Raw genomic sequence first — 18,620 nt, forward strand, 5'->3', positions numbered from 1 at the left:
TTGATTATTTTTTGTCAAGCTGTGAAGAAAGCTGTCTCTATCAGTTGTCGGGTATAAGGATTTTTCGGCTGCTCAAAAATTTGCTGTGCAGGGCCTTGCTCTATTAATTGCCCGCCTTTCATCACGATAAGCGTATCACAGATTGATTTGACCACTTTTAAATCATGGCTAATAAACAAATAAGTCAAACCGTACTCGTTTTGTAATTTTTTAAGTAATTCTAACACCTGGAATTGGACCGTTCTATCCAGCGACGAAGTTGGCTCATCTAAGATTAAAAACTTGGGTTTTAACACCAAAGCTCTGGCTAACGCAATACGCTGCCTTTGCCCACCAGAAAATTCATGTGGATAGCGAAACCGAATCTCTGGATCCAAATCAACCGAACGCATCGCCTCTATCACCATTTGCTCACGGCTTTGTTCAGTACCGATTTTATTAATATGTAGTCCTTCAGCAATGATTTCTCCAACTAGCATACGCGGGCTCAAGCTGCCATAAGGATCTTGGAAAACAAACTGCATCTGACGACGTAACTGGCTCAGCGAATGTTTATCAAGTTGATTGAGTGGTTGTCCCGCAAAGTAGATATTGCCTTGTGATTCGATCAATTTTAACAAGGCTTTACTCAAACTGGTTTTACCGCTACCACTTTCACCTACCAAACCAACTGAAGACCCTTGTTTTATGTGAAAACTGATATTTTCGACGGCCTTATTAAACCCAACAAGGCGCTTAAAAATACCTTTTTTAATCGGAAACCAAACTTTAAGTTGTTGTACTTCGACCAATTTGTTTTTGCTTTCTACCAATGGTCGATATTCATCTGGTGGTTCAGCAGCGATCAATTTTTTAGTGTAAGGGTGTTGAGGTGCAGCAAACAATTGTTGGCACTCACCTTGTTCAACCAAACATCCCTTTTCCATAACAGCAACCTGATCGGCGACCTGTTTAACGATCGCCAAATCATGGCTAATGAATAACATGGCCATGCCAAGCTCTGTTTGCAACTCTTTAAGCAATTTTAAAATCTGTGCTTGCACAGTCACATCAAGTGCAGTCGTTGGCTCATCAGCGATTAATAAATCCGGCTCGTTGATTAGCGCCATAGCTATCATGATACGCTGTTTTTCACCACCCGAAAATTGATGAGGGAAGTCGTTCAGCCTAGTATCTGCTTGTCGGATACCCACCTTTTTTAGCCAGTCGATAATGCGTTCTCGGCTTTGTTTGCCTCGTAAACCCTTGTGAATTAGAAGTGTTTCGCCCAACTGACGCTCAATCGTATGCAATGGGTTTAGCGACATCATGGGCTCTTGAAATATCACCCCAACTTTATTGCCTCGCCATCGCCTTAGCTGATGCTCGCTGGCCTGCAGAACAGATTGTCCATCCAGCAGTATATCGCCACTTGGATAACTTACTTGTTGGGGATTTAACAATTTTAAAATTGACATACTGGTGACTGACTTACCGCTGCCACTTTCACCAACCAAAGCCAGTGTTTGTCCTTTTTGCAGGCTAAATGAAACTTTATCAACCACAGTGTTGAGCCTGTCCTGTTGACGAAATGCGACTGATAACTCGTTGACGGCTAAAACTTCACTCATGCAAAAGTATTCCTTGGGTCAAATGCATCTCGGATACCCTCACCGATAAACACCAATAACATCAAAATACCGCCTAATGAGCCAAATGCAGTGAAACCGAGCCAAGGTGCTTGGATGTTGGCTTTGCCTTGCGCTAATAATTCTCCTAACGAAGGCTCACCGGGCGGCAGGCCAAAACCTAAAAAATCAAGCGAGGTTAAAATTGTAACTGAACCAGAAAGCGAAAAAGGTAACATTGCCAACGTCGCTGACATAGCATTTGGCAAAATGTGTTTTTTCATTAAACGTGTATCTGACATTCCCATCGCTTTGGCGGCTTGCACATATTCGAAGTTTCGACAACGTAAAAATTCAGCCCGAACCACACCCACAAACCCCATCCAGCCAAACAACAAAGTGATTAACACCAGCCAGGCTAAATTTGGCACGATAAAATTAACTAAAATGATCAACATAAAAAGTTGCGGTAAACCGCCCCAAATTTCCATAAATCTTTGCAGCGCAAGATCAACCCAACCGCCGTAAAAACCTTGCACTGCACCTAGCGCAATTCCAATGATTGCAGAGGCTAGGGTCACAGCAAAACCAAATAAAATACTCAGACGAAAACCATAAATGACCCGCGCCAGCACGTCTTGACCTTTATCATCAGTGCCTAACCAGTTCTCACTTGAAGGAGCGCTAGGCGCTGGCGTGGGCAAGTTATAATTAATGGTGGAATAATGATAAGGGATTAGAGGCCAAATAATTTTCCCACCCGCATCATTAATTAATGATTGAATATAAGGGTCACGATAATCAGCTTCCAAGTCAAACTCGCCGCCAAAATCTTGTTCCGAATAGGTCTTAAAAACAGGGCTATACCATTGACCGTTATATTCGATAAAAATGGGTTTATCGTTGGCAATAAACTCAGCAAATAAGCAAACGGTAAACAGGAACAAAAAGATCCAAAGTGAGTACCAAGCTCTATTATTGGCTTTAAACTGGGCCCAACGTTTCTGATTAATCGCACTGGCCATAACTAACGTGCCTCAAAATCAATTCTGGGATCAATAATCATATACATAACATCGCTAACAATATTCAATAGGAGTCCAACTAGCGTAAAAACATACAAGGTCGCAAAAATGACCGGGTAATCCCGTTGCACGGTCGTTTCATAAAATAGCAACCCTAAGCCATCTAACGAAAAAATAATTTCAATAATTAATGAGCTGCCAAAAAACACCCCAATTAAAGCTGCCGGTAAACCGGCAACGATAATTAACATTGCGTTTCGAAAGACGTGTTTATATAACACGGCTTTTTCAGTCAATCCTTTCGCCCGCGCAGTCATCACATACTGACGATTGATCTCTTCTAAAAACAAGTTTTTAGTCAACATGGTTAACGCCGCAAATGAACCTATCACTGTGGCAATAATTGGCAAAGTCATATGCCAAAAATAATCGATTATTTTATCGTACCAAGCTAGGCTCTCCCAGTTGTTTGATGTTAACCCTCGCAGTGGAAACCAGTCTAAAAAGCTGCCGCCGGCAAACAAAATAACCAATACAACGGCAAATAAAAATGCCGGTATTGCTGAGGTCGCTAACACTATGGTGGTTGTCCAGACATCAAAGCGACTATTGTGTTTAACCGCTTTACGAATGCCTAACGGAATAGACACCAGATAAATAATGAGTGTCGACCATAACCCTAATGAAATAGAGACTGGTAAACGTTCATAAATTAAATCGATAACTGCTTTGCCACGAAACAAGCTGTCACCAAAATCAAAAACCATATAATTTTTGAGCATTTCTACAAAACGCTCACCAATGGGTTTGTCAAACCCAAATCGACGTTCGATTTCAGCAATTTCTTCTTTCGTTAACCCCCCAGCGCCGCGATAACCAGAAGCCTCTTGGGCCGTAAGATCTCGTCCATTGAGTTCATCCGCACTCCCCGCCAAACGCTCCTGCATAACGCCACCGTCGGCTAGACCCGATTGTGCTGCGATATATTGATCAACTGGCCCGCCTGGCGCCAATTGAATAATGAAAAAATTAATTGCTATTATGGCGAAAAAAGTCGGAATAATGAGCAATAAACGCCTAACAATATATGCCAGCATAGTTAACTATTTATTTCCTCTGCTTTGCAGGCAATTGAGCTGCTTTATTTTTATCATACCACCAGCTGCTCTCTCCTAATTCATACTTAGGCAGAGTGTCTGGCCGCGAAAATTTATCCCAGTACGCCACCCGATATTTAGATAAGTGCCATTGTGGAATTGAATAATAGTTCCACAGCAATACCCGATCGAGCGCTCTGGCATAAGTTGTTAACTGCGGCAAATCTTCCTGATACTCGGCAATTTTGTCTACAAGATGATCAACCACAGGATTGTTTGGCCCAACAAAATTGTATGATGAGTTGATATAATCTGAGTGCCACTGGATCTTTAAAGTTTCACTTGGATACCCAGAAAATGCACGGCTGATCATCTCGAACTCACGTTCACGAACTCGGTTGATATATTGAGAGGCGTCAGTTAATAAACGAATATTCATTTTAGCCCCGATGCGCTCGATATTCTTTTTAAAGGGGATAGCAAAACGCTCTTCTGACGGTCTAAAAATTAATAGTTCAAATTCAAATTGTTGGCCGTTTTTATCAACTAATTGTTTGTTCTTTAACTGGTAGCCTGCGGCTTTAAATAGCGCTAAAGCTTGTCTCATCTGTTGACGGATATTACCACTACCATCTGTTTTTGGGGGCTGATAGACTTTGTTAAAAACCTCAGCCGGTAATTGTTGTTTAAACGGCATTAAAACCGCTTTTTCTGCTTCGCTTGGCATTTGACGCGCGGCGAACTCAGTATTCATAAAATACGAATAATTGCGCTGATAGTCGCCATAAAATAAGTTTTGATTGGTCCATTCAAAGTCAAATAATAAACCGAGCGCTTGGCGCACCCGACGATCTTTAAATTGAGGTTTTTGCACATTAAAAATAAATGCACTATTACCGGTTGGCTGTTCGTGTGAAATTTCTTCTTTAACAATATAGCCTTTGTCAAAATTTTCACCGGTATATTGTGTTGCCCAATTTTTAGCAGTGTTCTCTAAACGAAAATCATACTCTCCTTTTTTAAAGGCCTCCATTAATACGGTTTCATCAAGATAATAGTCAATTCTAATTTCATCAAAATTGTTCAATCCGCGACGTACAGGTAAATCAGCCGCCCAATAGTCAGCCACTCTCTGGTAAACAATATATTGACCCATTTCGTAACTTTTAACCTGATAAGGGCCATTACCTAATGGAGGCTTAGCAAAAGGTTCCGAAAACGCTTTGTCTTTGTAGCTATGTTTAGGCAAAACGGTTAAATCACATAAGCTTAACATTAGCGAGCGTGACGGCGCTGCCAGTTTAAAAGTCACTGTATTGTCATCGTTGGCAGAGACTGTGACACCTGCAAAGTATTTTTTAAATTGAGGGACCCCTTGCTCCCAAAATAAGTTAAAGCTAAATTCAACATCTTCGGCGGTGATTGCACTACCATCATGAAATTTAGCCCTGTCATCAATTTTAAATTTTACCCAGGAATAATCATCCGCATAGGTTAATTGTTTAGCGATCAATGGATAGTAGACTGAGATTTCATCAGAGTTAGAGGCCATTAAGGTATCATATAATAGATCTTCAATCATGGATGGGGCACTGCCACGTTGTGCGTAGCGGTTAAAATTATCAAACGTGCCTCTTTGTGCATATTGAATCAGTCCCCCTTTGGGTGCATTTGGATTTACATAATCCCAATGTTTAAATCCCGTTTGATAGGCAGGCTCACCTCGCAGCGCAATCGTTGACGTAGTGATGACATCAGCGGCCAAAACAGATACGCTATGCAAAAAAATAATCAAACTGAATAAGCTAGGTTTTACCATAAATAAACTATCCTTTATTGTGGTCAGACTCTAATGAATGCATCTCAGTGTATGATAATTAACAAAATACTCAACAGTTTATGCAATATCCTGTAGTCTGAGTTGAGAACTATCAGTGGACGACTTTTGTATATGAAAATAAATGTAAAATTACCTTTACTCATTGCCGTTTCAGCCATGATAGCCGGCATTATTATCTCGGCTTGGTCCTATTCTCGAATCCAACAACAAACCGAAGAGAGAAGCCTGCAAACCCTGATGAGTTTAGCCGAGACTGTTTACAATACAGCCGCCGCTGCCGCTTATCTAGACGACGCCCCGTTAGCCAAAGACGTAACCGATGGCTTGTTGAAAAATACCATAGTCGCTTGTGCAGAAATTACCACAACAAAAATCGACGCGCATGCAGAGCAACATTGCGAGCATCAGGCATCTATTACTAAACCCTTGTTTTCACCTTTCGAGCAAAATCAACAAGTGGGAACCCTATTAATATATGAAAGTAAGAGCGAAATACAAGCTCAAGTGTTAAGTCAATTTTACAGTGCGAGTATTAACGTGTTTGCAATCGTTTGCATCATAACGCTGTTAACATTAGTCGTAACTTATTTATTAGTTTCTCACCCTATTTCTGTTTTATCAGACGCATTAAAAGATATTGATTTTGCAAATGACAGCCCAGAACGTTTAGATCACGCCGACCGGCAAGACGAAATTGGTTCAATCCGTCATATCATTAATAAACTTTTAGATAAGCTAGATGAAAGACTTCAGCACGAGCGTAACTTAGTTTTGCAAACCGAAAATCTGGCCAGTAATTTTAAAATGATATGCGAATTGTCTACCAGTGCTTTAGTCGTTACAGATGAAACATTAACACTTAAATCAGTTAATCCTAAGTTTATTGAGTTATGGACTCATAACACGGGTCTTGCTGAGGTAACATTTGATGACCATTGGTTAGAGCGTCTTTCGTTCGAAATGGCCGAGTTAAAAAGCAGAATAAAATCTACACCAGCCGATAGCGAACCACATTCAATTGAGGTAGAAGTACCTGCAGCCAGCGAGTTAAAACAAGATGCGATCTGGTTCGAGGTGACCTTTACTAAAGCAGAAAACCGTCTTGGCGAGCTGAATATTTTTATTATCATCAATGATATTACTGAACAAAAGCGCAAGCTGATCAAAACTGAATTTGCAGCCGATCACGACACCCTTACCAAATTAAAAAACCGCCGTGCGACAAGACGCATCGTTGAAAGATTAATCGAGCAAAGCGAACCTGCAACCCAATTTTCTGTTTTATTAATAGATTTAGATGGATTTAAACAGGTTAATGATAGTTTAGGTCATGATGCCGGTGATATAGTGTTAAAAGAAATTGCTAAAAGATACCAAGATATCGTACGGAAAACAGACATCATTTGTCGCTGGGGCGGGGACGAATTTGTGGTTGTACTCAGTGAGGTTGATGAAAAAGAAACAGCAAACATCGCCGAAAAAATACTATCCGCAACCCAACTACCAGTACAAATAGATCAAGAACAACAAGCCAAAATTGGTGCTAGTGTCGGCGTTGCAAGTTACCCTAAAGACAGCCAAGACTTTGATAAATTGTTTGATCAAGCCGATCACGCTATGTATCAGATTAAAAAGTCCGGTAAAAATAATATTCTATTTTATAGTCAGCTATCATGATCAACTGACCATAGACCTACAAGTCAACCGAATAAATAACTTTAACCGGGTTATTTTTCAATTCTGGCAATAATGAAGCATCTACGTACCCGATGGCTTGAGGTGTCCGACTGACATAGTCTAGTACTTCTTCTAGGCTTTGATACTCTTGTGGCGGATTATAGCGCCCAGTAAATTTAATACGTGCCCAATAACTACTTATTTTAGACAAAGATAAACCAGTAGTACGCTGATAAAATACCTCTTTTAATGGATGGCTTGCAACCAAATCAACGGGTTTGGCTTCGCGACTATTAGGAAAAGCAACATACCTGCCAGTGTATATATCAATCAGTTGTGATTTAGACAAAGTCTGAATAGGGTTTTGTTTATTCACTATCACGTACAAATCAGCCTGCGCTGCCGCGCTAAAAAGCAAAACTGAGCTTAATACCCCCCATTTAATCGCTAATTTCATTTTAAAATACCCAATCCATTGATACCGATATGACACTTATTTGTTCTTTTTTATTCAGCGATAAATTGTCACTAATAAACAGCCCACCGCCATTTTTATCCACCCATTTATGTTCAAACTGAGCTTTCATAGCGATGTTTTGGTTCATTTGATAACGAGCTCCAAAACCGATACTTTTATGCCGATATAAAACTTGTAGATACTCATTTAACGAACTTAGGATTGCATTTGCATCCGTCCCTGTGGCAGCAGACAAGTACTGGTTTACAACGTCCGGAGCTTGATGCACTGGTTCAAAAGCTTGTTCTGAATAGACGCCAGATAAAAAAACATACGGTGTCCATTGACCTGCAAGCCAACTGAGTTTGCTGTAACCCGAGACTGTTTTTGGAATATAAGCCGTTTCTGAATGCAAATGGGCAACTTCAGTCGTCGCTATATAACGTTCGGATAAAAATTCATAAGCAAGCGCTATATATCCAAAATCTTTTTCACTGTAGCTCACCTGTTCGCCATACATTTTTGCCGCTGGCCAAGGAGGCAAACCTAACGATGCGTCCCCAGTGGCTAATTGTGACAATATACGGCGGACGTTTGAACTCTCACCAAATTTGGCTAGTTGCACTCGCGTATAACTGGCTCTGAATAAAGATGTGTCCCAAGCTAATTCAAGGTTAGCCCCAGCTAAATAATCTAGCTCACCCTCTAGCTCATCACCGTGGGCTTCAATTAAAAAAACAGAATCGCCGTAATAAGCACCAAGTTTTACTAAATAATCGCCATACCTTTGTGTATACGCTAAGTCAAAACCATCAAAAAACCTTAACGGTAGCTGAGCATAAAAATCATGAATTGGGTAAACTGTATCTCGCGCAAACCCGATATAACGGCTATCGTTTAATAGATAAATCTGAGGTGCCATGCGCCCCAATCTAAATTCCCAGTTTTGATTCGGCCGAAATATAAGGGTTGCATATTTAATGCGGTCATAATCGTCTCTGATTAATTCATCTTTTAACACCACTTGTGTCATCAGTTCGAATTGACTATTAAAACTGTGGTTTAACTGCAAACCGAGCAAACTTAAATCAGAAAAATTAACTTCATGTTCAAAACTTTCACCGCGCGCAGCTATATCTGGACGAAAACCAAGCGCTTTGCTCGTTGCTGAATAGCCAGCTAGCGTACCAAAACCGGAAAACGAAGTTTCACCAGCTAGCGTTACATTAGCAGATAGAAGTAAAAAAATGTAAACAAAAAGGCTTTTTGCCATATCAACATCCTAATAATATGTTCAAGCCGCCGTACGGAAGGCGTTCGCGCAAAGTATAAACTATTTAACTATATATACCACTTTTACTTTGGCTGGAAGTGGTCGCCCTGTAGTTAACTGAACGTAACCAATAGAAGCGGTATTATTCGCTACATAAGCGAGCACAGACTCATGATTTGCTACCTGATAAGGCGGTAAATACCGCCCAGTAAACCTCAATCTTGCCCAATAACTATTTACTCGAGATACCGACAAGCCTGTTAATTTATAATAAAAATCTGCTTTTAATGTGTCACTATCAGCCAGGTCTACCGGCTCGGCAATGCGACCATCAGGAAAGGCGATATGACGCCCGGTATAAATATCTACTAATTGTTTTTTATTTATTTCTCCAATTGGATTAGCGGCATTAACAATAACGGCGATAGACTCTGCAAACACTGTAAAGGTGCTAAAATAATAACAGCAAAACAAAACGAATATTTTAAAAAAACGATACATCTCAAAATATCCAATCTAAACTAACGGCGATCACATCTATTTGCCGATCAGGTTCTTGCATCAAATTATCACGCGCCCAAAGCCCAATGCCATCTTGAGCAATCCAAAAGTGCTCTACCTGAGCTTTTAAAGCCACCGAATGATTTAAATCATACCTTAGTCCCAAGCTCAGGCTTTGTTGTTCAGACCGGTTTTGCAGCACGCTCATAACGCCCAAAAGCCCCTGCATAGAATCAAAACCAATAACATCAGTGACTGCATTAAAAACATCTGGTGATGGCCAAGAATAAGGCTCATAACCCCTTGTTGAATCAATGGCTGATACACTGATAAAAGGCGTATACTGATTAATTTGATAAGCGTACTGAAGATACCCTGAAGTGTTATTAATAATTAACCCAGAATCTGTATACAGGTGCCCGATTTCAAACCTAAACAAATGTGAATTTTTTTTATATTCAAAAGAAACACTCGTAAATTCAATGGGTTCATCACTGTATTTAGTTTCATTTTGCAAATCATCAGCTTCGTGCCATGCTGGCAGACCGTATAAAGGCGGTACACTGGTAAACGCAGATAAAAAAGCACTGATATCCCGCTCAAAACTCTGCTCTGCCAGTTTAGAGTATGTGTGTGCTGCACGTATCCGCCAACCAAGGTGGTCTATTTCAATCGCTGCACCGATTACAGGCCTTAAGCGGTTTTCAAAATTACCACTGTCATTATAAAAATGATGATTACTTTGACCAGCGTACAGGTTCCATGAAATAAGCCATTCGTCAATCCTATTTGTATAGGTGATTTCGGCACCATCTAATGCAGCAGTTTGAATTTGGTTATAAAAACCAGAGACTGGGTAAACGCTTGTTTGCGCATAATTTACATACCGACTATCACTAAACCAGACGTTTCTCGCCGAAAAACGGCCAAACCTAAACATCCAGTTTGCATTTGGCGTATAATTGAGTGATGCGATTGTCACTCTATCAATGAGTTGATTGCTGCGTCCTTTTTGTAACAAAACTTGGCCAACAAGCTGCCATTCTGGATTGAGGATGTGATTAACTTGCAAGCCTAAGTTAGTTAAGTCGGCCAGCTCAAAGTCATTGTCTCCCCCCGCATAAGGCGAAGCCACATCCGTTTTAAAGCTTAAGGTATCACCGTTTGCCTGATAGCCCGCAAGTGATCCAAATCCAGAAAAATAAGTCTCGGCATTTAGCAAAAAACTTGAACAGCAACAAACGCTAGCGATTAACCAAGACTTAAAGTTCATTCAGAGCACCCCAGACGATTTAGTCTAATTTAGTATATCAGGTATAAAACCAACTGCTTGATTAACTTTCTGTAAGGTTGATCGCGCTTTTTGTTGTGCTTTTTGCGCGCCATCGTGCATTACTTTATTTAAATAACTCTGATCTGCTCGTAGTTTAGCAAACTCTTGCTGAATCGGCTCAAGCAAAGCAACCACAGCTTCGGCGGTGTCTTTTTTGAGGTGACCGTACATTTTATCTTCATACTCTGGTACTAATTCTGCAACCGTTTTGTTGGTGGCACAGGATAACAACGTAAGTAAATTAGACACACCTGGCTTTTCTTCAACATCAAAATAAATGCGCGCTTGCTCATCAGAGTCGGTGACTGCTCGTTTAACCTTTTTGGTAATTTTTTTCGGGTCTTCCAATAGACCAATAAAATTCGCTGGGTTATCGTCTGATTTAGACATTTTTTTACTTGGATCCTGCAGGCTCATAATACGCGCACCTGTTTCCGGTATATGCGGATCTGGAATTGTAAATATATCACCATACAAGTTATTAAAACGCACAGCCACGTCTCGCGCCAGCTCTAAATGCTGTTTTTGATCATTCCCTACGGGCACTCGGTTCGCTTGATATAACAAAATATCAGCCGCCATTAACGCCGGATAAGTAAACAAACCCGCATTGATGTTGTTTTCATTTTTTGCCGATTTATCTTTAAACTGAGTCATGCGATTGAGTTCACCCATCTGGGTATAACAATTTAATATCCAAGCAAGCTGAGCATGCTCGGCCACGTGAGACTGCATAAAGACAGTGCTCTTTTGCGGGTCAATACCACAAGCCAAGTACAAAGCCAAACCATCTAACGAAGCTTCACGAAGCTGCTCTGCTTGCTGGCGCACCGTGATGGCATGCATATTAACAATTGAAAACAAACAATCGCACTCATTTTGCATTTGTACCCATTGGCGCAACGCGCCCATATAGTTACCTATAGTTAATCCGCCGCTTGGTTGGGCGCCACTAAAAACAATGGGTTTGCTCATACTGTCCTCAAAATTGTTTGGTTATTTATAATTTTATGATCTTAGGCTGGAACCTTTTTGGCGGCCCCACCAGGACTCGAACCTGGATCGATCGCTTAGGAGGCAACTGTTCTATCCTGTTGAACTATAGGGCCATGTTGCAGCGAATTTTAGCGAGTTTTTGACTTTAATTGCAACAAAGTCTTTAAATTTGTCATATTTACAGGTTAGCCTAGGCTCAATTTGAGCTGACAATGGTTTTATAAAAATGGCAAAATCAGTTCGCTGGGTGTTGGCCCTAAGCATTTTTATAATTTTAATTTTGGTTGTTGAAGACCAAGCCGGCTGGCAATGGGTATTGGCACAATGGCAAACAGTTCATCCACTTAACATTGCCATATTGGTCTTATTGACAGCAATGAGTTATGTCACCCGAGCTGTCCGTATTTTTTATTATTTTGCCAGTGTAAAAAGCAGCCCCTTCCTACCGTATTTATCAATTAGCTTATTACACAATGCTTGGAATAATTTTTTACCAATGCGTCTCGGTGAAGCTTCATTTCCGATCATGATGAAAAAACAATTAGGCTTTTCCTATTGGCAAACCAGCGGTGGTTTGTTTTTGATTCGATTATTCGATTTACACGTTTTAACAAGCCTATTTTTGCTCGCTGCATCAATCGCCGTATCTAAGTTTTATTTTGTATTATTAATTTTTTGGTTACTCCTGCCAGTGATCATCAAACCTCTTTTATTGATATTACCTAGGATATTTTTTGCTGTTAAATTGCTTAGTTGGTTAAGCAAGTTTAAACAACCACAAGTAAAAACAAGCCAACTGACCTGCTGTTATCTTTTAACGATATTCATTTGGGTATTTAAATTAACGGCCTTTACTTTAATTGCGATGAGTTTTTTACCACTGACGTTCGGTCAAACTCTGCTGGCAGTCATCAGCGCAGATTTTACCAGCGTATTGCCGATTCATGGTTTAGCTGGTAGCGGGACATTTGAAGGCGCCATGTTAGCGGTACTCTTGCCGTTAGGTGTAGATACCCGCACCGCATTAAGCGCGGCAGTGAATCTACATATATATTTATTGATTGTCAGCTTAGTATCTGTTCCTTTGGCGATATTCATAAAAAATAGTCGCTCAATAAAACTGAAATAAGTTCGTCATTTTTATTTAAACTCAGCTTCGTAGGCTAGTTTAGATGTCATTTAAAAGATAACTAGAGAAATAGAATGTCCTTGTCACACCAAACCAGTTTATCAATTGTCGTTCCTATGTACAAAGAAGCAGACAATGTGCTGCTAATGCTTGATAAAATTACTGAAAGCATGCAGAACTATCCCGCCTGCTGGGAGCTTATTTGTGTTGACGATGGCAGTCCAGACCAAACTTTAGCTAAATTAAAACAGGGCCAAAAAATTCATGGACCACATATCCGCATTGTAGAGCTGCAACGAAATTTTGGCCAAACGGCAGCCATGCAAGCCGGTATTGATGTAGCCGAAGGTGAATTAATTGCAACATTAGATGGTGATTTGCAAAATGATCCAGCCGATATTCCGCGTATGGTAGAAGAATTGCTTGAAAGAGATTTAGACCTTTTACAAGGCTGGCGAAAAGATAGAAAAGATGCTGCAATAAAACGAAAGTTGCCATCACGCATTGCCAACCGCTTAATCGCCCGAATGACAGGGGTAAAGCTTCACGATTATGGCTGTAGCTTAAAAATTTACCGCGCCAGTATTTTAAAACAAATTCGACTATTTGGTGAAATGCACCGATTCATCCCGGTTTGGGTTGCCGGGGTTACTGCCCCTCACCGCATCGGTGAAACGATTGTCCGCCATCACGCCCGCCAATTTGGCGAATCTAAATATGGCATTAGTCGTACATTTAGAGTCATTATTGATCTTTTGTCAGTGTTTTTCTTTTTGCGGTATAAAGCGAGACCGGGCCACTTTTTTGGCTCAATCGGATTAGCCACAGGTGCCATTGGCAGCGGTTTATTAAGTTGGCTGTTATTTGTAAAATTTGCACTCGGTGAAGATATAGGACAACGCCCTATGCTCATTGTTGCCGTGTTAATGTTGGTTATGGCATTGCAATTTTTAACCACAGGTGTTGTTGCTGAAATGCTAACAAGGATTTTTTATCAAAAAACAGAACATCAAAACTTTATTGTGCGGCGCGTGGATACTCATCACCCCATGTCGAGCCCCCAAACGCAGCAAGACAAGCCTGATACCGCCGAGAAGTCTCATACAACACAAACATCTGTTGCACTACCTCAAGCTAAATCTTTAACCGAAAATAAAAATAGTAAAAATGTCCGAAAGATATCCTAATTACTTTTATGCTGGTATTGCCCTGCTTTTTGTTTTGATTGGGTTTGTCGTCAATGTATCAAGTATTCCATTATTTGATGTTGATGAGGGTGCCTTTTCAGAAGCAACGCGAGAGATGCTCGCCAGTAATATCTGGTCCGCCACTTATTTAGATGGTGAACCAAGATATGACAAGCCTATTTTAACTTACTGGATCCAAGCGATAATGGTTAAGTTGTTTGGTTTAAATGAGTTAGGGCTAAGACTTCACTCCGTTTGTGCCGCTATTTTATGGATGCTGGCCAGTGCGATATTTTGTCGTCAATATGTTAATGATAAAAGCGCATGGTTTTTTGTCTGCATCTTCAGCTCTACTTTATGGATCACCCTAATTGGCCGTGCTGCAACGGCAGATGCTTTGCTCAACCTTTTTATTGCTTTGTCATTTTTTGATATTTATCGCTTTACAAAACAACAGCAAAAAAAATATGCACTGCGTGCTTGGTTGTGGATGAGTTTAGGTGTTTTAACCAAAGGGCCAGTCGCTGCAGCCATCCCTGTCATTGCAAGTTTGATTTGGTTAATCAGCTTAAACAGAAGTTCCATTTGGTTAGCCGCACTCAAAATGCCGTTGGGCTGGATGATTTTTTTGTCCGTAATAACACCATGGCTGTTTATGGTTTGGCAAGAGCAAGGTAGTGGCTTTTTTTACGGTTTTTTGGTCGAACACAACCTGAACCGCTTTGCCACGGCTAAAGAAGGCCACGGAGGCGCTTGGTATTATTATTTAATCATTTTACCTCTGATTATTCTGCCATATTCAGGTTTATTGATCCCTTTATTTGGTACAATAAAGTTGCTCTGGAAACGGCCTTTTGAACGCCTCTTGCTGATTTGGTTTTTTTTGGTTTTATTTTTGGTATCTATTGCACAAACTAAACTGCCACATTACATATTATACGGGGTCACCCCACTCATTATTTTATTTGCCAAACATAGGTTCCTGTTGGCAAGTTCAAATTGGCAGGTTTTAGCACCATTAGCTTTTTGCGCGATTCAAATCACATTAGTGGTGATAGCGCCCAATTTAGCCGCGCAGCAAAACAACCTCTACCAACAAGAAATGTTAGCCAACGCAGATCAGGTATTTTCAAAAACCTATTTGTACGCCAGCGTCGCGCTAACTATCGCTGTGCTTTGTATTTTTTTAACACATAGGCCCGGTTGGCAAAAATTATTAGGCTGCGGCATTTTACAAACCTTGTTTTGTTATATCTTTTTATTGCCATCGCTTGCTGACATTCAGCAAACCCCAATCAAACAAGCTGCTTTGTACAGCAAAAATATCCAGGCGCCTTTTGTTGCTTACAAGATGCATATGCCGAGCTTTAGCCTATACCGTGAAGCAATTACCGCAAGACGGGCACCAGCATTAGGGGATTATGTTTATACCCGAGCGGATCGTATGCAGAGTTTACAAGCGCTATTCCCAACAACAGAGCTCAATATAATTTATCAATCAGGTGGTATTAGAATCGTGCAAATACCCCACCAGGAGCCTTAACTTGTGATGCAGTATAAAAATGTTCAACATAGTTTATTTTTTAGTCTTTTTTTGATGTTCTTAGCTGCTGGGACTTTTTTTCTATTTGGCTACCATGCTGGTTTTACCTCGCTAAACACTTGGGGCAGTCAACTTCCCGAAACTTTTTGGGCGGCAGCCACTTTGTTAGGTGATACTTATGTGGCGATTGCTTTGACTTTTTTTTTATTGGCGCATCATCAGCGATTGATACCTGCAGCATTAGTTGCCACAGTTCCTGCAACCCTGATTGCGCAATCATTTAAACGAGGTATGCCAATTGAACGTCCCGCTTTGGTGCTACCTGAGGGCAGCTTTAATCAAATCGGACGTTTATTAGAGCTGGGCAGTTTTCCATCTGGCCATACAATGACAGCTGCCGTTTTGTTTGCTTTGATATTTTTATTTACCGAATATCGTTGGAAACAAATAAGTGCCTTTATTTTATTGTTTTTTGCCGGTGTCAGCCGAGTCATGGTCGGGGCGCACTGGCCTATAGATGTCATGGTAGGCGCCGCTGTCGGTATTGCTTGTGCTTCACTTGGCTATTATGTAGCACATAAATATCAGTTGGGTTCTTGGCGCAGCACCAAAGTGATTTTATTTATACTACCCTGCTACGCGGCCTATGGCACCTTTAGCCATGACAGAGGCTACCCTGAAGGCCATCTATTTGCCGTTATTGCGGTTGTTTTGGCGATTCTATCTTACTGCTACCACCTGTATCAGCGCCATCATGTATTTATTCTTCGCCGCTTAAAAGAGCATAAATAATGCGCCAAACACCAAATTTTGTTATCGTTTTTGCAATTATCCTAATAATTTTTGGCTACCGAGAATGGGTCACTTTGAGCCTACCTGTCACTTTGTTTTATGACGAAGCTTATTATTTAAGCTGGGCATCAACACCTGACTGGGGGTATTATTCTAAACCCCCTATGGTAGCTTGGTTAATTGCCTTAACGACCTACCTATTTGGCATGGCTGAATGGGCGGTGAAACTGGCCGCTCCCCTGCTATACTGCGGCACAGGCCTTTTGTTATATTTAATTAACCAAAAGCTGTTTTCTGCAAAAGCTGGCCTAATGGCCACGCTTATTTTTATCACTATGCCGTTAGTGAGTTTAAACTCACTATTTATTACCACTGATGCACCTCAATTGTTTTTTTGGGCGCTTTGCTGCTATGCATTTATCCGAGCTGAACAGAGCAATTTATGGCGCTGGTGGCTGTTGGCTGGTATGGCCGGTGGCGCTGGTTTATTATCTAAATACACTTTTATTTTATTGCCCGTTGCATTTTTATTGTTGCCGTTATTCTACCGACCTGCGATCAAGGTGCTGCAAAATCCAAGATTTTGGCTGGCTTGCCTCATCGCATTAATATGTCTACTGCCAAATTTATGGTGGAATTATCAACATGATTTTATCAGTTTTCAGCATACCCAAGAGATATCTAAACAAACCGAAAATGGTATAAGTATTACCCGCATGGGTGAATTTTTGGCACTGCAATTATTGGTATTTGGCCCGCTTACGCTAATTTTGTTAGTTAAATTTATTTTTCGAAAAAACAAAACCTATGGTGAGCATTTATTATGGGCTTTATGCTGGCCAACAATCTTGCTGATTGCGGTTCAGGCGTTGACTGGACGGGCTAACATGAATTGGGCTGCGGCTGCTTATGTTGCCGCAAGTTTATTAGTAGGCTACCAACTGTCTTTGTTAAAACAAAAGTTTTGGATGCCAATCGTTTTGTTAGTCAATATCATCTTAATGGTTGCTTTTTACCATTACGAAAGCATTAACAAACAACTAGATATAGAATTAACCGCGAGCACTGATCCATACAAACGAATCAAAGGCTGGCCTGACTTTGTGCAACAGTTTCAACCTTGGTTTGATCAATACCCTAATCATAAATTGGCCGCCGATTCACGCAAATTACTCGCGTATTTTGGCTATTATTTAAATAAGAGAGACTTTCAAGGGGTTGCTTTTGATGGTACTAAGCATATTGCCGGTCACTATGAATTAAAGTACCCACTGGCCAATAGCCCAAAACAAAAATTTTTATTTGTTACCGAAGACTGGGATGAAATAAAACTTAAAACTTATTTTGCTAATGTGACTTTATTAACCGAGCAGCAATTACCTGTATATAAAAACTTTACCCGAACAGCCCGTTTATATCAGGTTTCAGGATTTAAAAACCATGAGCAATAAGTTAATTAGTGCAATTCGCCGCAAAGATATTTTACTTTTTATTTTATCTGTTTGCCTGTTTACGTTGCACCCTCAGCTTGATATAGCTTTTAGCCAGCTCTTTTACGATCCAGTGAATGAAGTGTTTTTTTTAAAAGACCACCCATTTATCCAGGCCACTTATTATCTATTTGCCCGCCCTCATCTGATTATTTTGCCGCTACTTATTTTTATGGCTATTTATTGTTATAAAAAATATCGACAAGATCGCCACAAACGTTACATTTATAGCTTTTTATTGGCTTCTTTATTGTTGGGGCCTGGATTGATCGTCAATGAAGTGATCAAAAATAACTCGATAGGCCGCGCTCGCCCAGTGCAAGTAAATGAATTTGGCGGTCAAGGGCAATTTACGCCAGCTTTCTTTTATTCGGGGCAATGCCAAACCAACTGCTCTTTTGTTAGTGGTCATGCGGCGGTCGGGTTTTATTTTATCGGTTTAGGCTTTTTACTGCGCCGCCGTGATGCATTTTATTGGGGTCTAGCGATTGGTATACTCATTAGTTTTACCCGAATTGCTAAAGGTGGCCATTTTTTAAGCGATACTGTATTTGCCTTTTGGACGGTTTATTTTACCAACCTTTTTTTAGCTCAGTTGTTTGGTTTTAAATGCCCTATGTTGGCCCCAGAAGCTCGCAGATCGGTTGCGCCAGCGGCAACCGCCTAATTTTTA

The 18,620-nt window shown here is 40.6% G+C and carries 16 protein-coding genes and 1 tRNA gene; 7 read left to right on the forward strand and 10 right to left on the reverse strand.

Annotated elements, in window-relative coordinates:
* Nucleotides 1-14: 14 nt before the first annotated feature.
* From C727_RS0113145 to C727_RS0113160, 4 genes are read right to left on the reverse strand one after another with little or no spacing between them, the layout of a single operon-like run.
* A complete protein-coding gene (locus C727_RS0113145) occupies nucleotides 15-1,610 on the reverse strand; it encodes an ABC transporter ATP-binding protein (RefSeq protein ID WP_017446113.1) in 1,596 nt (531 codons plus the stop codon).
* A complete protein-coding gene (locus tag C727_RS0113150) occupies nucleotides 1,607-2,632 on the reverse strand; it encodes an ABC transporter permease (protein ID WP_017446114.1) in 1,026 nt (341 codons plus the stop codon). The genes C727_RS0113145 and C727_RS0113150 overlap by 4 nt, the downstream gene beginning before the upstream one ends.
* 2 nt (nucleotides 2,633-2,634) lie before the next feature.
* Nucleotides 2,635-3,729, reverse strand: a complete 1,095-nt coding sequence (locus C727_RS0113155) for a microcin C ABC transporter permease YejB (RefSeq protein ID WP_017446115.1) — start codon at nucleotides 3,727-3,729, stop codon at nucleotides 2,635-2,637.
* A 10-nt stretch (nucleotides 3,730-3,739) separates the two neighbouring features.
* Nucleotides 3,740-5,548, reverse strand: a complete 1,809-nt coding sequence (locus C727_RS0113160; RefSeq protein ID WP_017446116.1) for an extracellular solute-binding protein — start codon at nucleotides 5,546-5,548, stop codon at nucleotides 3,740-3,742.
* Nucleotides 5,549-5,680: 132 nt separating this feature from the next.
* On the opposite strand from C727_RS0113160, the gene C727_RS0113165 reads away from it, so the two are divergent.
* Complete coding sequence (locus C727_RS0113165; protein ID WP_017446117.1) at nucleotides 5,681-7,246, forward strand: sensor domain-containing diguanylate cyclase; 1,566 nt, start codon at nucleotides 5,681-5,683, stop codon at nucleotides 7,244-7,246.
* Nucleotides 7,247-7,262: 16 nt separating this feature from the next.
* Here the strand turns inward: C727_RS0113165 and C727_RS0113170 are convergent, their stop codons facing one another.
* The 6 genes from C727_RS0113170 to C727_RS0113195 form a co-directional block, all read right to left on the reverse strand.
* Nucleotides 7,263-7,703 carry a type 2 periplasmic-binding domain-containing protein gene (locus C727_RS0113170; RefSeq protein ID WP_017446118.1) on the reverse strand — a complete coding sequence of 147 codons (441 nt, stop codon included), beginning with the start codon at nucleotides 7,701-7,703 and terminating at the stop codon, nucleotides 7,263-7,265.
* Nucleotide 7,704: 1 nt separating this feature from the next.
* The gene (locus C727_RS0113175) at nucleotides 7,705-8,976 is read right to left on the reverse strand and encodes a hypothetical protein (protein ID WP_017446119.1); all 1,272 of its coding nucleotides are present in this window, start codon (nucleotides 8,974-8,976) and stop codon (nucleotides 7,705-7,707) included.
* Nucleotides 8,977-9,036: 60 nt separating this feature from the next.
* Nucleotides 9,037-9,477 (reverse strand): hypothetical protein, encoded by a 441-nt coding sequence (locus tag C727_RS0113180; RefSeq protein ID WP_017446120.1) that lies wholly within the window; start codon nucleotides 9,475-9,477, stop codon nucleotides 9,037-9,039.
* Nucleotide 9,478: 1 nt separating this feature from the next.
* Nucleotides 9,479-10,750, reverse strand: a complete 1,272-nt coding sequence (locus tag C727_RS0113185) for a hypothetical protein (protein ID WP_017446121.1) — start codon at nucleotides 10,748-10,750, stop codon at nucleotides 9,479-9,481.
* Between the two features lie 24 nt (nucleotides 10,751-10,774).
* Nucleotides 10,775-11,785 carry a tryptophan--tRNA ligase gene (trpS, locus tag C727_RS0113190; RefSeq protein ID WP_017446122.1) on the reverse strand — a complete coding sequence of 337 codons (1,011 nt, stop codon included), beginning with the start codon at nucleotides 11,783-11,785 and terminating at the stop codon, nucleotides 10,775-10,777.
* A gap of 58 nt (nucleotides 11,786-11,843) precedes the next feature.
* Nucleotides 11,844-11,919, reverse strand: a tRNA-Arg gene (locus tag C727_RS0113195).
* A 113-nt stretch (nucleotides 11,920-12,032) separates the two neighbouring features.
* Here C727_RS0113195 and C727_RS0113200 point away from each other — a divergent pair.
* From C727_RS0113200 to C727_RS18555, 6 genes are all read left to right on the forward strand, one after another.
* Nucleotides 12,033-12,935: a lysylphosphatidylglycerol synthase transmembrane domain-containing protein gene (locus C727_RS0113200; RefSeq protein ID WP_017446123.1), complete on the forward strand. Its 903-nt coding sequence runs from the start codon at nucleotides 12,033-12,035 to the stop codon at nucleotides 12,933-12,935.
* A 74-nt stretch (nucleotides 12,936-13,009) separates the two neighbouring features.
* On the forward strand, nucleotides 13,010-14,122 hold the full coding sequence (locus tag C727_RS18550; protein WP_017446124.1) for a glycosyltransferase family 2 protein: 1,113 nt from the start codon (nucleotides 13,010-13,012) through the stop codon (nucleotides 14,120-14,122).
* A complete protein-coding gene (locus C727_RS0113210; RefSeq protein ID WP_017446125.1) occupies nucleotides 14,103-15,665 on the forward strand; it encodes an ArnT family glycosyltransferase in 1,563 nt (520 codons plus the stop codon). Before C727_RS18550 ends, C727_RS0113210 begins: the two co-directional genes overlap by 20 nt.
* Nucleotides 15,666-15,671: 6 nt before the next feature.
* A complete protein-coding gene (locus C727_RS0113215; RefSeq protein WP_017446126.1) occupies nucleotides 15,672-16,457 on the forward strand; it encodes a phosphatase PAP2 family protein in 786 nt (261 codons plus the stop codon).
* The gene (locus C727_RS0113220; protein WP_017446127.1) at nucleotides 16,457-17,908 is read left to right on the forward strand and encodes an ArnT family glycosyltransferase; all 1,452 of its coding nucleotides are present in this window, start codon (nucleotides 16,457-16,459) and stop codon (nucleotides 17,906-17,908) included. The genes C727_RS0113215 and C727_RS0113220 overlap by 1 nt, the downstream gene beginning before the upstream one ends.
* Nucleotides 17,898-18,614: a phosphatase PAP2 family protein gene (locus C727_RS18555; protein ID WP_017446128.1), complete on the forward strand. Its 717-nt coding sequence runs from the start codon at nucleotides 17,898-17,900 to the stop codon at nucleotides 18,612-18,614. Before C727_RS0113220 ends, C727_RS18555 begins: the two co-directional genes overlap by 11 nt.
* Nucleotides 18,615-18,620 lie beyond the last annotated feature (6 nt).

It is taken from the genome of Gayadomonas joobiniege G7 (assembly GCF_000300815.1).
Classification (GTDB): Bacteria; Pseudomonadota; Gammaproteobacteria; order Enterobacterales; family Alteromonadaceae; genus Catenovulum; species Catenovulum joobiniege.

Excerpts from the sequence above, each read along its gene's own strand:
- C727_RS0113175 (WP_017446119.1), bottom strand. The coding sequence starts at position 8,976 with ATGGCAAAAAGCCTTTTTGTTTACATTTTTTTACTTCTATCTGCTAAT.
- C727_RS0113145 (WP_017446113.1), bottom strand. The coding sequence starts at position 1,610 with ATGAGTGAAGTTTTAGCCGTCAACGAGTTATCAGTCGCATTTCGTCAA.
- C727_RS0113200 (WP_017446123.1), top strand. The coding sequence starts at position 12,033 with ATGGCAAAATCAGTTCGCTGGGTGTTGGCCCTAAGCATTTTTATAATT.
- C727_RS0113165 (WP_017446117.1), top strand. The coding sequence starts at position 5,681 with ATGAAAATAAATGTAAAATTACCTTTACTCATTGCCGTTTCAGCCATG.
- trpS (WP_017446122.1), bottom strand. The coding sequence starts at position 11,785 with ATGAGCAAACCCATTGTTTTTAGTGGCGCCCAACCAAGCGGCGGATTA.
- C727_RS0113155 (WP_017446115.1), bottom strand. The coding sequence starts at position 3,729 with ATGCTGGCATATATTGTTAGGCGTTTATTGCTCATTATTCCGACTTTT.
- C727_RS0113185 (WP_017446121.1), bottom strand. The coding sequence starts at position 10,750 with ATGAACTTTAAGTCTTGGTTAATCGCTAGCGTTTGTTGCTGTTCAAGT.
- C727_RS0113160 (WP_017446116.1), bottom strand. The coding sequence starts at position 5,548 with ATGGTAAAACCTAGCTTATTCAGTTTGATTATTTTTTTGCATAGCGTA.
- C727_RS0113215 (WP_017446126.1), top strand. The coding sequence starts at position 15,672 with ATGCAGTATAAAAATGTTCAACATAGTTTATTTTTTAGTCTTTTTTTG.
- C727_RS0113170 (WP_017446118.1), bottom strand. The coding sequence starts at position 7,703 with ATGAAATTAGCGATTAAATGGGGGGTATTAAGCTCAGTTTTGCTTTTT.
- C727_RS18555 (WP_017446128.1), top strand. The coding sequence starts at position 17,898 with ATGAGCAATAAGTTAATTAGTGCAATTCGCCGCAAAGATATTTTACTT.
- C727_RS0113220 (WP_017446127.1), top strand. The coding sequence starts at position 16,457 with ATGCGCCAAACACCAAATTTTGTTATCGTTTTTGCAATTATCCTAATA.
- C727_RS0113180 (WP_017446120.1), bottom strand. The coding sequence starts at position 9,477 with ATGTATCGTTTTTTTAAAATATTCGTTTTGTTTTGCTGTTATTATTTT.
- C727_RS0113150 (WP_017446114.1), bottom strand. The coding sequence starts at position 2,632 with ATGGCCAGTGCGATTAATCAGAAACGTTGGGCCCAGTTTAAAGCCAAT.
- C727_RS0113210 (WP_017446125.1), top strand. The coding sequence starts at position 14,103 with ATGTCCGAAAGATATCCTAATTACTTTTATGCTGGTATTGCCCTGCTT.
- C727_RS18550 (WP_017446124.1), top strand. The coding sequence starts at position 13,010 with ATGTCCTTGTCACACCAAACCAGTTTATCAATTGTCGTTCCTATGTAC.